Below are 12685 nucleotides of genomic sequence, written 5' to 3'. Positions count from 1 at the left end.
TCAGCCCTTCACCGCCTTAACGATCTTCTCGGCACCGTCTTTCAGGTTGTCCGCCGCGATCACGTCCAGGCCAGAGGTGTTGATGATCTCTTTGCCTTTCTCAACATTCGTGCCTTCCAGACGCACGACCAGCGGAACCTGCAGGCCAACCTCTTTCACCGCGGCGACAACGCCCTCGGCGATGACGTCACAGCGCATGATGCCGCCGAAGATGTTGACCAGAATGCCTTTGACGTTCGGGTCCGAGGTGATGATCTTGAACGCCTCGGTCACTTTCTCTTTGGTCGCACCGCCACCTACGTCGAGGAAGTTGGCAGGCTCGGCCCCGTACAGCTTGATGATGTCCATGGTGGCCATGGCCAGACCGGCACCGTTCACCATGCAGCCGATCTCACCATCCAGCGCGATGTAGTTCAGATCGTACTTGGAGGCTTCCAGCTCCTTGGGGTCTTCCTCGGTCGTGTCGCGCAGTTCGGCGATGTCGGGGTGGCGATAGACAGCGTTGCCGTCAAAGCCCATCTTTGCGTCGAGGCATTTCAGATCGCCCGTGTCGGTCACGATCAGCGGGTTGATTTCCAGCATCTCCATGTCTTTGTCGACGAACATCTTGTACAGCGTACCCATCAGCGCGACACACTGTTTCACCTGTTTGCCTTCGAGGCCCAGCATGAATGCGATGCGGCGTCCATGATAGGGCTGATAGCCGGTTGCCGGGTCGACCGAGAAGGACAGGATCTTTTCAGGTGTCTCGGCGGCGACCTCTTCGATGTCCATACCGCCCTCGGTCGAGCAGACAAAGGAAATGCGGCTGGTGCCACGGTCCACCAGCAGGGCCAGGTACATCTCTGTCTGAATGCCCGAGCCGTCCTCGATATAGATGCGGTTCACCTGCTTGCCGACCGGGCCGGTCTGATGCGTCACCAGAGTGCGGCCCAGCATCTTCTTGGCTTCCTCGGCAGCTTCCTCGACCGACTTGGTCAGGCGCACGCCCCCCTTTTCGCCGGCGTCGGATTCTTTGAAGTGCCCTTTGCCGCGCCCGCCTGCGTGAATCTGGGCTTTTACCACCCACATCGGGCCGTCGAGCGCACCGGCGGCGGTTTTCGCCTCTTCCGCGCGCAGAACGACACGCCCGTCGGAAACCGGCGCACCGTAACTGCGAAGAAGAGCCTTGGCTTGGTATTCGTGAATGTTCATCGAAACTGTCCCGTGTGACTGCGATTTCACCGATATAGGCGTGTTCGGCATCCGGATTTAAAGGGTTTTTTGCCGAAATGGGGGATTTTCACGAAGATTTTTATGTTTTGTGATCACAGGTTTTTTAGGTGTGATCACATACGGAAATGGTTGGCTTGGGAAACAGCGCTCTGTGCGACTCGGCTTGGCTGTCTTGCAAACGATGGTGTTGAGAGAGATCCCGACCTGTGCAATGTCGGGGTAAGACAAACAAGGCCGGATTCCAAGGCCGGAGCTTCATACTGGTGGATCATGCCTCTTGCGCGGATATCTCAATCTATACTGTTTTTTGTGCACATTCCCAAAACGGGTGGGACCAGCATTGAGAGATATCTGGCGCTGAAAGGCCCGCTTGCCCTGCGGCATGGTCGTAGAATGGGATGGTCAGCCACGGTTGCTCAGCACATGGATTCGCATATTCACTCCAAATTGGTTCCGCGCGAGTTTTATGATCACTCCTTTGCCGTATTCCGCGACCCGGTGTCCCGGATAGTCAGCGAGTATAGATACCGTGCCGCAGGCAAGGCGAACCCGAAGCCCTTTGATGATTGGGTCAAGGCGGCTTTTGACCGGTATGGACGGGATGAATACACGTTCGACAACCATATCAAACCTCAGGCCGACTTCGTCGTGCCTGATACAAAGCTGTTCAGGTTCGAGGATGGTTTGGCGCAGGTATTTGATTGGGTTGACGAGGCAACCGGCACCGAACCGGCCGACCACGGTATCTGGGAAAACAGATCGGCGAAACTGAAGGTTGCGGTATCGGACGCGATCCGGGGGGACATCGAACGCTTCTATGCTGTTGACTACCGTATGATCGAAACGTGGGAACGCCAGCAAGAAGCTGAAAACCGACTCTAATATCAACCGGCCGGGTCGTGCGGCCTTGCAATGTCGCCGATTGCGGGTGGTGACATCAGCAAAGGATCGGCCCGATACGAGCCGATCCTGATTTTGCGGAATGCGACTCGTCAGGCCAGCGAGCCGTCGATGCCCTTGCACGCTTCGATCAAGCCCTTGACGGCGTTGACCGAATTGTCGAAGCCTTCCTGTTCGACAGCGTTGAGCTTGATGTTCACGATCTTCTCGATGCCGCCTGCGCCGATCACGGTCGGAACACCGACATACATGCCGCTCACGCCCAGTTCGCCATCGCAATAGGCGGCACAGGGCAGGACGCGTTTTTGGTCCTTGAGGTAAGCTTCGGCCATTTCGATGGCGCTGGTGGCGGGCGCATAGTAGGCCGAACCGGTCTTCAGCAGGCCGACGATCTCGGCGCCACCGTCGCGGGTGCGCTGCACGATGGCATCAAGGCGCTCTTGCGTGGTCCAGCCCATTTCAACCAGATCGGGCAGCGGAATGCCGGCGACAGTCGAATAGCGCACCGAAGGCACCATCGTGTCACCGTGGCCGCCCAGAACAAATGCGGTCACGTCTTTCATCGACACGTTGAACTCTTCCGCCAGGAAGTGGCGGAAGCGGGCCGAATCCAGCACCCCGGCCATGCCGCAGACCTTGTTGTGGGGCAGGCCCGAGAACTCGCGCAGCGCCCAGACCATGGCGTCGAGCGGGTTGGTGATGCAGATCACGAATGCGTCGGGCGCATTGGCGGCGATGCCTTCGCCAACCGATTTCATGACCTTGAGGTTGATGCCCAGCAGGTCGTCGCGGCTCATGCCCGGCTTGCGGGGCACACCGGCGGTGACGATGCAGACGTCCGCGCCTGCGATATCCTCGTAGGACTGGGTACCTTTGAGTTTGGCGTCGAATCCTTCGGCCGGGCCGGATTCAGCGATGTCCAATGCCTTGCCTTCGGGGATACCCTCGGCAATGTCAAAGAGAACGACGTCGCCGAGTTCTTTCAGTGCGACGAGGTGGGCGAGCGTGCCGCCGATCTGACCTGCGCCGATCAGCGCGATCTTGGGTCTGGCCATTTGGAATATCTCCGGTCGGGTTTGAAATCGCGGTTTTGCTAGTCGTTAAAACGGCATCGCGCAAGGGTTCTGCAACGCGGCATGCGACCGCATACAGATTGCGCACGGCCTTCTGATTGCGCTAAAGGACTTGGGGAACAGGGGTTTCGGGGGCGCTGACGTGTTGGAAATCAACGTCTTGTTTTTCGTCGTTGCGATCCCGGCGGTGGTCTTTGCAGGCATTTCCAAGGGCGGTTTCGGTTCAGGCGTGGCCTTTGCATCAGCCTCGATTCTGGCGCTGATACTGGAACCGGGCCAGGCGCTTGCGCTGATGCTGCCGCTTTTGATGTTGATCGATCTGGCGACCTTGCGCCCCTATTGGAAGCGGTGGAGCCTGCCAGATGCCAGGTTGCTGATCCTCGGAGGCCTGCCCGGCGTCGCATTGGGGGCCTGCCTGTATCAGGTCACCGATGCAGATGTGCTGCGCCTGCTGATCGGCGGGATTTCGGTACTTTTCGTGATATGGCACCTTGGCCAGTCGCGGGGTTGGGCGCCATCACTTGCCAACCGGCTGCCTGCTTCGGTCGGGTTGCTGTCGGGCGTGGTTGCCGGGTTCACCAGCTTTGTCAGCCATGCCGGAGGCCCGCCTGCGGCCGTCTATCTGCTGTCACAACGGCTTTCGAAGACGCAGTTTCAGGCGACGACAGTTCTTGTTTTCTGGGCCATCAACATTGCCAAATTCGTCCCGTATGCTTTTCTTGGGATGTTCACACTCCAGACCGCAGTGGCGGATCTGCTGTTGGCCCCTTTCGCGTTGCTGGGCGCATGGCTTGGCGTCCGCGCGCATTGGATGGTGTCCGAGCGGGTGTTTTTCGGCATCGCCTATGTTTTGTTGATGGTCACGGGATGCAAATTGATCTGGGACGCCCTGACCTAGGCGTCCTGTCCGGATGCGGGCAGGTTGTCGGCCAGGGCTTCATAAGATTGACCCGATGCCACCAGACAGGTCACACCGTTGGGCAACGTGACGGTGATTGTCCAGGAACCGGTCTCGTCCGAGGCAAAAACCTCCATCACCACCCCCTGCTGGGCCAACCCGATCCCTCGACGGGTTTCACCAAAGGTTTCCGAAAGTCTTTCCAGAACCGCTTCACGCGGCGCACAGTTTTGCCCCTGTGCCTGCAACTGCTGAGCCGCCAGCGCCAGTATACCAAAGCTCATCGCCAATGCTATTTTGTTCATCGTATCACCCTTGCATGTTTGTAAGGAAAGGCTGCGTCAGAGAGGCTGACAGAGTGATGAAATGCGCGCGCGGTGCGTTGCTACGCGGCGATAATGCTGCAATGCGGCGTTTTAGCTCTTGAACTTTCCGGAAAAAAGGGGGCAGTTTTGCGCAACTTTATTTCTTGAGGGAAAACCATGGATCAACGCCTGCGCCCCTATCGCTCAGTACTTTACATTCCGGGATCCCGGGAGCGGGCTCTGGAAAAGGCCAGAACCTTGCCTGTCGATGCCATCATCTTTGATCTCGAGGATGCGGTTGCCGCGAATGAAAAGGACAACGCCCGCGAGACGCTCAAGGCGGCTCTGGCGGCGGGCGGTTATGGCGATCGGGTGCGGATCGTGCGAATCAACGGCCTCGACACCCCTTGGGGGCGGGCCGATGCCGAAGCAGTGCGCGAGATGGCGGCGGATGTCGTTCTGTTGCCCAAGGTGAACAGCGCCGCGGATGTAGAGGCGCTCGCTGCGATCACCGGCGATCTGCCGATTTGGGCGATGATGGAAACACCGCGCGGCATGCTGAACGCGGCGGAAATCGCGGCGCATCCGCTGATGGCGGGCTTCGTCATGGGCACGAACGACCTTGCCAAGGAGCTTCAGACCCGTTTCCGCCCTGACCGCACGCCCCTGATGACCTCACTGGGCCTGTGTGTTCTGGCGGCCAAGGCCGAGGGCCTGATCATCATCGACGGCGTCTACAACGCCTTCAAGGATGTCGAGGGGCTGGCCTCCGAATGTGAACAGGGCCGGGATATGGGTTTTGATGGCAAGACCCTGATCCACCCGGCGCAGGTGGATATCGCCAACGCCGCCTTTGCTCCGTCGGATAGCGAAGTCGACCTGGCCCGTCGCCAGATTGCCGCTTTCGAAGAAGTCACAGCGCGGGGGCAGGGGGTTGCCGTGGTGGATGGCAAGATCGTCGAAAATCTTCACGTTGCAACGGCCCGCGAAATTCTGGCAAAAGCAGAGGCGATTTTGATTTTGCAAGCGGGGTAGGCCGGCAATGGGCTTCGTTCTTCTGATCCTGGGTGTGGCGCTTTGGTGGGCCGCCCATCTGTTCAAACGTATTATGCCCGAGCGACGCGCCGCGATGGGCGAGTCTGGCAAAGGGTCGGTTGCCGCAGCACTGCTGGTGTCCATCGTTTTGATGGTCATCGGCTATCGCATGACCGATTTCATCCATGTCTGGTCACCGCCGACCTTCATGGTGCATATCAACAACCTGCTGGTGTTGATCGCGATCTGGATGATGAGCCCTGCGGGCACCAAGGGCCTGATCCTGAACAAAATGCGCCATCCGATGCTGGCGGGTTTCCGGGCATGGGCCGTGGCGCATCTGCTGGTAAACGGCGATCTTGCGTCGATCATCCTGTTCGGTGGCCTGTTCCTGTGGGGTATGGTCGAGGTTGTCGCGATCAACCGGGCAGAGCCAAACTGGACCCCGTCGCAGCCGGGCACGCTGGGCAAGGACGGTATGTTCTTTGTGGCCTCGATCGTTCTGCTGGTCGTCATCGGCAATATTCATGGGCTCGTCGGCCCGTCACCCTTCCCGACATAAGGAAATAGCATGTCGAAGCTCTATCGCCTCCTGACCGAGGAGGACACGTCAGCATTCTGTCACAAGGTTTCGGATGCATTGGCCAAGGGGTGGGAATTGCATGGGTCTCCATCCTATGCCTTTGATCCTGCAAACAACGTCATGCGTTGCGCGCAGGCCGTAACCAAGGATGTCGAGGCCGACTATTCTCCGGCAATGAAACTGGGGCAGCAATGATGGCGAAGACCAACCCGGGCCGCTTTTTCGAGGATTATTCCGTCGGGCAAACCTTGATCCACGCGGTTCCACGCACGGTATCGGGGGGGGAGCGCGCATTGTACCACGCGCTTTACCCAGCACGCCACGCGCTTTACTCGTCGGACGCATTTGCACAGTCCTGCGGTCTGCCGCAAAGCCCGATCGATGATCTGGCGGCGTTCCATGTGGTTTTTGGCAAGACCGTACCGGATGTGTCGCTGAACGCGGTCGCCAATCTGGGATATGCCGAGGGGCGTTGGCTGAAACCGGTCTGGCCCGGCGACACGCTGCGTTCTGTGTCCGAAGTGATCGGGCTCAAGCAGAACTCGAACGGCAAAACCGGGGTGGTTTGGGTGCGCACGCGCGGGCTGAACCAGCGCGACGAGGTGGTCATCGAATATGTCCGCTGGGTGATGGTGCGCAAATCGAACCTCGACGCCCCCGCGCCGGATACCGTGGTGCCGGAGCTTGACAAGGTCGTGCCTGCCGACCGGCTGGTGATCCCAGAAGGACTGGATTTCACGACCTACGATTTTGACCTGGCGGGCGAACCGCATCGCTGGGGCGACTATGAAGTCGGGGAAAAAATCGACCATGTTGATGGCGTGACCATCGAAGAAGCCGAACACATGATCGCCACCCGGTTGTGGCAGAACACCGCCAAGGTGCATTTTGACCTGACTTTCCGTCCCGAAGGCCGCCTGATCTATGGCGGTCACGTCATCTCGATGGCGCGCGCCCTGTCTTTCAACGGTCTGGCCAATGCCCAGATGATTGTGGGTCTGAACGGCGGCGCGCACGCCAATCCGTGTTTTGCCGGGGACACGGTAAAAGCCTGGACCGAAGTTCTGGACAAGGCGGACACTGGCGCGCCCGGCGTTGGTGCAATCCGTCTGCGGCTGGTGGCGACCAAAGGCGGCGAGGTGTTCGCGCTGAAAACAGACGAGGGCAAATACCGCCCCGAGGTGCTGTTGGATCTGGACTATTGGGCGTTGATGCCAAAGTAACATCGGGCACCTGACAGTCATGTGATCCCAACGCGGATTTTCCGTGCTAGGCTGGGGGCATGAACGTTCTACGCTGCATTGCTTTCAGTGTTGTTCTGGCGCCGCCAGCGGCGGCCTGCGATCTGGCGTTGGCCTTGGCTGTGGATGTTTCTGGTTCCGTTGATTCTCGGGAATACCGCCTTCAGATGGACGGCTTGGCCGAAGGCTTGCGCGACCCGGTAGTGTCCGAGGCGCTGGTGCGGGCCGAGGCGCAACTGATGCTGATCCAGTGGACAGGCGCGTCCCGCCAGCAGGTCACGATCCCCTGGACCAGCGTTGACAGTTTCGAAGCCCTTGAGGCGTTTGCGCGGAATGTGGAAAACGATCCCCGCATCTGGCGAAATTTTTCGACCGCGATCGGTGAGGCGCTGGAAGCGACGATGGCGACCTTTGCCGAAGTTCGGGATTGCTCGCGGCTGTTGATTGATGTTTCGGGGGATGGGGTGTCCAACGAAGGGATTGAACCGACAAAAACGCATGAGGGTTTGCGCGAATTGGGCATTACGGTCAATGCAATTGCCATTGAGGAAAGCGAGCCAGACTTGACCGCTTACTTTTACGAAAACGTCATTATTGGCGAAGGTGCTTTTGTCGTCACAGCCGGGGGCTTTCGGGATTATCCCGAGCGCATCCGGAAGAAATTGCTGCGCGAAGTTACCCAACAAACCGCGTTTCGGTGACAAAACAAGATTCGTGATCACAATGGCGGTTGCTTGATATCGCTCACATTCCCGCTCCGGCGGGGGCAACGTGATCACACAGATTGTCCGCGTGATCACAAACATGCAATATCCGCAGAATTGATCGCTTTTTCTGATCTTTTTGCACCTGCAGCGCGTGACAGATTCGGAAAATCGGGTAAAAACTCTCTCAACCAACCTGAAAGGAGCCACAATGGCCGATGTCAATCGGGGCAACCGCCCGCTTTCACCGCACCTGAGCATTTACCGGCCGCAGCTGACGTCGGTGACGTCCATTCTGACGCGCATCACCGGAAACGCACTCATCGTTGCGGCGCTGCTGATCGTCTGGTGGTTCCTCGCCGCCGCGACCTCGCCCGAGTACTACGCATTCGCCAATGCCGTGATCACGTCTTTGCTGGGCGACATAGTCATGGCGCTGTCGCTTTGGGGGCTGTGGTATCACACTCTGGCCGGCGTCCGGCATCTGGTTTGGGACAATGCAATCGGCCTGGACATCCCGACCGCTTACAAGCTGGGATGGGCTGTGGTGATCGGCTCGTTCGTCCTGACCATCCTGACCCTTCTGGTCATCGCATAACGGAGGCCGATGATGCGTTATCTTACCGACCGCAAACGTGCCGTTGGCATGGGGGCCGCGAAAGCCGGAACCGCTCATTTCTGGGCCATGAAAGTCAGCTCGGTGGCTCTGCTGATCCTTGTGCCACTGTTCGTCTTTACCTTTGGCCCGATGTTGGGTCAGCCACATGATGCAGTGCTGGACTACTTCTCGCGCCCGTTCCCGGCCATCGTCGCGGCGTTGACGCTGCTCGTCGGCTTCAAGCACTTTGCTGACGGCGCGCAGGTGATGCTTGAAGATTACGTCCATGGCCTGACGCAGAAAATTCTGATCATCGGCGTGATCTGCTTGTCCTATGCCGCCGCCGCGACCGGCCTTTTTGCTATCGCGCGCATCGCCCTCTAACGACCGGAGCTGAAAGAACATGGCTGCTTACGAATACGAAACGCATGAATATGACGTGGTCGTTGTCGGCGCTGGCGGTGCCGGTCTGCGGGCGACGCTGGGCATGGCCGAACAGGGCCTGCGCACCGCCTGTGTGACCAAGGTTTTCCCGACCCGCTCGCACACGGTTGCCGCACAAGGTGGGATCGCCGCCTCGCTGTCGAATATGGGGCCGGACAACTGGCAATGGCACATGTACGACACCGTCAAAGGGTCGGACTGGTTGGGCGATACCGACGCGATGGAATACCTGGCCCGCCACGCGCCCAAGGCGGTTTATGAGCTGGAGCATTACGGCGTACCCTTCAGCCGCACTGAAGAGGGCAAGATCTATCAGCGCCCCTTTGGCGGTCACACGACCGAGTTCGGCGAGGGCCCCGCGGTGCAACGGACTTGTGCCGCCGCCGACCGGACCGGCCACGCCATCCTGCACACGCTCTATGGCCAGAGCCTCAAGAACAACGCCGAGTTCTACATCGAGTATTTCGCCATCGATCTGATCATGTCCGATGACGGGCAATGTCAGGGGGTTGTCTGCTGGAAGCTGGACGACGGCACCATGCATGTCTTCAATGCCAAGATGGTGGTGCTGGCGACCGGCGGTTATGGGCGCGCCTACTTCTCGGCTACTTCGGCGCATACCTGCACCGGTGACGGCGGCGGCATGGTGGCACGTGCTGGACTGGCCCTGCAGGATATGGAGTTCGTACAATTCCATCCGACCGGCATTTACGGTTCGGGCTGCCTGATCACCGAAGGTGCTCGGGGCGAAGGTGGATACCTGACCAACTCCGAAGGCGAGCGGTTCATGGAGCGTTACGCGCCTCAGTACAAGGACCTCGCGCCGCGTGACTATGTCAGCCGCTCGATGACCATGGAAATCCGCGAAGGCCGCGGCGTGGGCAAGGATGGCGATCACATCCACCTGAATCTTTCCCACCTGCCGCCCGAGGCTCTGGCAGAGCGTCTGCCAGGTATCTCGGAATCGGCCAAGATCTTTGCCGGAGTGGACGTGACCAAGGAACCGATCCCGGTTCTGCCGACCGTGCACTACAACATGGGCGGCATTCCGACCAACTATTGGGGCGAAGTGCTGAACCCGACCTCCGACAATCCGACCGCCGTCGTGCCTGGCCTGATGGCCGTGGGCGAGGCGGGTTGCGCTTCGGTACATGGCGCCAATCGCCTGGGTTCGAACTCGCTGATCGACCTGGTGGTCTTTGGCCGTGCCGCCGCGATTCGCGCTGGCACGGTCGTCGATGCCGAGGCGCCGAACCCGGTGTTGAACCAGACGTCGGTCGACAAGGCGTTTGATCGGTTCGACGGGCTGCGAAATGCCAGCGGAGGCGTCGCAACCGCCGATCTGCGGCTTGAGATGCAAAAGACCATGCAGGCGGACGCGGCAGTGTTCCGCACCTCGAAAACCATGGCCGAAGGCGTCGAGAAGATGACCGCCATCGCAGCCAAGTTGGACGACCTGAAAGTCACCGACCGGTCGTTGGTCTGGAACAGCGACCTGATGGAAACGCTGGAACTCACCAACCTGATGCCCAACGCGCTGGCCACCATCGTCGGTGCCGAGGCGCGCAAGGAAAGCCGCGGCGCGCATGCGCACGAGGATTTCACCACGCGCGACGACGAGAACTGGCGAGTGCATACAGTCAGCCGGGTTGAAGGCAACCAGGTCGACCTCAGCTATCGTCCCGTAATCGTTGATCCGCTGACCACCGAAGAAGAAGGCGGCATCAGCCTCAAGAAAATCGCGCCCAAGGCGCGGACGTTCTAAGGAGACAGATCATGGTTCAATTCAGCCTCCCCAAGAACTCCAGGATCACCACGGGCAAGACGTGGCCCAAGCCTCAAGGCGCGACCAATGTGCGGAAATTCCAGATCTATCGCTGGAATCCGGATGACGGTCAAAACCCGCGCGTGGATACCTATTTCGTCGATATGGACGAATGCGGCCCGATGGTTCTGGACGCACTGATCAAGATCAAGAATGAGATCGATCCGACGCTGACTTTCCGCCGCTCCTGCCGCGAAGGCATTTGTGGCTCATGCGCGATGAATATCGACGGGATAAACACTTTGGCCTGCATCTACGGCATGGATGAGATCAAGGGCGACGTGAAGATCTATCCGCTGCCGCATATGCCGGTGGTCAAGGACCTGATCCCGGATCTGACGCATTTCTATGCCCAGCACGCTTCGATCATGCCGTGGCTGGAAACCAAGACCAACCGTCCGGCCAAGGAGTGGAAGCAGTCGATAGAGGACCGCAAGAAACTGGACGGGCTGTATGAATGCGTGATGTGCGCCAGCTGCTCGACCTCGTGCCCCAGCTATTGGTGGAACGGTGATCGTTATCTTGGCCCCGCCGCGCTTTTGCACGCCTATCGTTGGATCATCGACAGCCGGGATGAGGCAACGGGGGAGCGTCTGGATGAGTTGGAAGATCCATTCAAGCTTTACCGCTGCCATACGATCATGAACTGCGCAAAGACTTGTCCCAAGGGTCTGAACCCGGCCAAGGCGATTGCGGAGATCAAGAAAATGATGGTGGAACGCACCGTTTGAGATGCCTAGTGTCAGCGGTATGACGCCGCTGACATACGCATTGTTGCTTTCCCTTTTTGCTGGCCTCGCGATGCCTTTGGGCGGAGCTTTGGCGCGCTATGAACATATCAGCGATCTGCAGCTGAAAGACCGGGTTCTGCATGGCATCACGGCCTTTGGAGGTGGTGCTTTGCTATCGGCGGTTGCGCTTGTACTGGTGCCGAAAGGGTCGCAAGCTTTGCCCGTCTTTTTTGCCGTTCCGCTTCTGTTAGGCGGTGGGCTGACCTTCTATGCAGTCGACAAGCACCTTGAGCGGCAGGGGGGGACCGGTGCCTTGTTGCTGGCGATGCTGCTCGACTTCCTGCCCGAAGCGATGGCGCTGGGCGCTTTGCTGACCGTCGAGGCGGCAACGGCCAAGCTGCTGGCGGCGATGATCTTCCTTCAAAACCTGCCCGAGGGGTTTTCGGCATTTCGCGACATCTGGAAAAACAGTCATGTGTCGAGCGTGCAGATTATCGTTATTTTTCTGGGCCTTGCGGCATTGGGGCCGGTATGTGCGGCAGTTGGTTTCCACTTTCTGTCCAACGATCCGGAAACTCTGGGCGCGATCATGATCTTTGCCGCTGGCGGTATTCTGTACCTGCTGTTTCAGGACATCGCACCTGAGGCGAGAAGCAAGGGAAGCTGGTCGCCGGCCCTTGGTGGCGTGATGGGTTTCGCGCTGGGTCTTGCGGGCGATATGCTGATCCATTGAAGTCAGCCTTGCGGTCTGTGCATGTCCAGAATGCAAAGAGATGGGGTGATTTGCGCCGTTCGCGGGCCTAATGTCGAAGCGGGGAGGGATGGTTGACCTTGAGAAGGACGACACCCATGAAAGCCGTTGAAGAAAAAAGAAAATTCCCGGCAGACGAGGCCCTGAAACTGTTGGAGCAGGCATGGGCATATTACACTCCGGAAAAGGAAATCCCGCCCGTTTCGCGTGAGCCCGATCTGTTCGAATATGCAAACGCCGCGTAACCTAAGGCTTGCGTTCCGGCGAGGCCCCGGGCAGATGTCCGGGGTATGCCGGTTCTGCTATTGCTTCTTGCCCTTGGGGTATTTGCCTATTTCGTCTGGCGGGCGCGTACAACTTCGCTGACGCGTGATTGCCGATG

General features: G+C 59.0%; 16 protein-coding genes. 13 read left to right on the top strand and 3 right to left on the bottom strand.

Features of this window, described 5'->3' with window-relative positions; translation table 11 throughout:
- Entirely contained in the window at positions 1-1194 is a 1194-nt protein-coding gene (gene sucC / locus AC2FNB_RS03540; RefSeq protein ID WP_496744502.1) for an ADP-forming succinate--CoA ligase subunit beta, read from the bottom strand.
- Positions 1195-1296: 102 nt separating this feature from the next.
- Between sucC and AC2FNB_RS03535 the strand changes: the two genes are divergently transcribed.
- Positions 1297-2097 (top strand): sulfotransferase family 2 domain-containing protein, encoded by an 801-nt coding sequence (locus AC2FNB_RS03535; RefSeq protein WP_496744558.1) that lies wholly within the window; start codon positions 1297-1299, stop codon positions 2095-2097.
- 110 nt (positions 2098-2207) lie between these two features.
- Here AC2FNB_RS03535 and mdh read toward each other — a convergent pair whose 3' ends face one another.
- Positions 2208-3170 carry a malate dehydrogenase gene (mdh, locus tag AC2FNB_RS03530; RefSeq protein WP_480748730.1) on the bottom strand — a complete coding sequence of 321 codons (963 nt, stop codon included), beginning with the start codon at positions 3168-3170 and terminating at the stop codon, positions 2208-2210.
- A 160-nt stretch (positions 3171-3330) separates the two neighbouring features.
- Here mdh and AC2FNB_RS03525 point away from each other — a divergent pair, with 160 nt between their 5' ends.
- Positions 3331-4086 (top strand): sulfite exporter TauE/SafE family protein, encoded by a 756-nt coding sequence (locus AC2FNB_RS03525; RefSeq protein ID WP_496744501.1) that lies wholly within the window; start codon positions 3331-3333, stop codon positions 4084-4086.
- Here the strand turns inward: AC2FNB_RS03525 and AC2FNB_RS03520 are convergent.
- Positions 4083-4391 (bottom strand): hypothetical protein, encoded by a 309-nt coding sequence (locus AC2FNB_RS03520; protein ID WP_496744499.1) that lies wholly within the window; start codon positions 4389-4391, stop codon positions 4083-4085. The genes AC2FNB_RS03525 and AC2FNB_RS03520 overlap by 4 nt on opposite strands.
- 177 nt (positions 4392-4568) lie before the next feature.
- Here AC2FNB_RS03520 and AC2FNB_RS03515 point away from each other — a divergent pair, with 177 nt between their 5' ends.
- The 11 genes from AC2FNB_RS03515 (at position 4569) to AC2FNB_RS03465 (ending at position 12548) form a co-directional block, all read left to right on the top strand.
- A complete protein-coding gene (locus AC2FNB_RS03515) occupies positions 4569-5426 on the top strand; it encodes an HpcH/HpaI aldolase/citrate lyase family protein (protein WP_496744498.1) in 858 nt (285 codons plus the stop codon).
- A 7-nt stretch (positions 5427-5433) separates the two neighbouring features.
- Positions 5434-5988 carry an NnrU family protein gene (locus tag AC2FNB_RS03510; protein WP_496744496.1) on the top strand — a complete coding sequence of 185 codons (555 nt, stop codon included), beginning with the start codon at positions 5434-5436 and terminating at the stop codon, positions 5986-5988.
- Between the two features lie 9 nt (positions 5989-5997).
- On the top strand, positions 5998-6204 hold the full coding sequence (locus tag AC2FNB_RS03505) for a DUF1737 domain-containing protein (protein WP_480748735.1): 207 nt from the start codon (positions 5998-6000) through the stop codon (positions 6202-6204).
- Positions 6204-7232, top strand: a complete 1029-nt coding sequence (locus AC2FNB_RS03500; protein WP_496744494.1) for a MaoC family dehydratase — start codon at positions 6204-6206, stop codon at positions 7230-7232. The genes AC2FNB_RS03505 and AC2FNB_RS03500 overlap by 1 nt, the downstream gene beginning before the upstream one ends.
- A gap of 59 nt (positions 7233-7291) precedes the next feature.
- Entirely contained in the window at positions 7292-7951 is a 660-nt protein-coding gene (locus AC2FNB_RS03495) for a DUF1194 domain-containing protein (protein ID WP_480748737.1), read from the top strand.
- A gap of 214 nt (positions 7952-8165) precedes the next feature.
- Positions 8166-8552: a succinate dehydrogenase, cytochrome b556 subunit gene (gene sdhC / locus AC2FNB_RS03490; protein WP_480748738.1), complete on the top strand. Its 387-nt coding sequence runs from the start codon at positions 8166-8168 to the stop codon at positions 8550-8552.
- Positions 8553-8564: 12 nt separating this feature from the next.
- Positions 8565-8936 carry a succinate dehydrogenase, hydrophobic membrane anchor protein gene (gene sdhD, locus AC2FNB_RS03485; RefSeq protein ID WP_480748739.1) on the top strand — a complete coding sequence of 124 codons (372 nt, stop codon included), beginning with the start codon at positions 8565-8567 and terminating at the stop codon, positions 8934-8936.
- 19 nt (positions 8937-8955) lie between these two features.
- On the top strand, positions 8956-10761 hold the full coding sequence (gene sdhA / locus AC2FNB_RS03480; protein ID WP_496744492.1) for a succinate dehydrogenase flavoprotein subunit: 1806 nt from the start codon (positions 8956-8958) through the stop codon (positions 10759-10761).
- 11 nt (positions 10762-10772) lie between these two features.
- Complete coding sequence (locus AC2FNB_RS03475) at positions 10773-11552, top strand: succinate dehydrogenase iron-sulfur subunit (protein WP_480748741.1); 780 nt, start codon at positions 10773-10775, stop codon at positions 11550-11552.
- Between the two features lie 19 nt (positions 11553-11571).
- Entirely contained in the window at positions 11572-12285 is a 714-nt protein-coding gene (locus tag AC2FNB_RS03470) for a ZIP family metal transporter (protein WP_480748742.1), read from the top strand.
- A 116-nt stretch (positions 12286-12401) separates the two neighbouring features.
- Complete coding sequence (locus AC2FNB_RS03465) at positions 12402-12548, top strand: hypothetical protein (protein WP_480748743.1); 147 nt, start codon at positions 12402-12404, stop codon at positions 12546-12548.
- Positions 12549-12685: the final 137 nt, after the last annotated feature.

Source organism: Ruegeria sp. BHSB058 (assembly GCF_059613285.1).
Note: the sequence above shows the minus strand (reverse complement) of the source record. Positions and strands in the feature narration are given on the sequence as shown.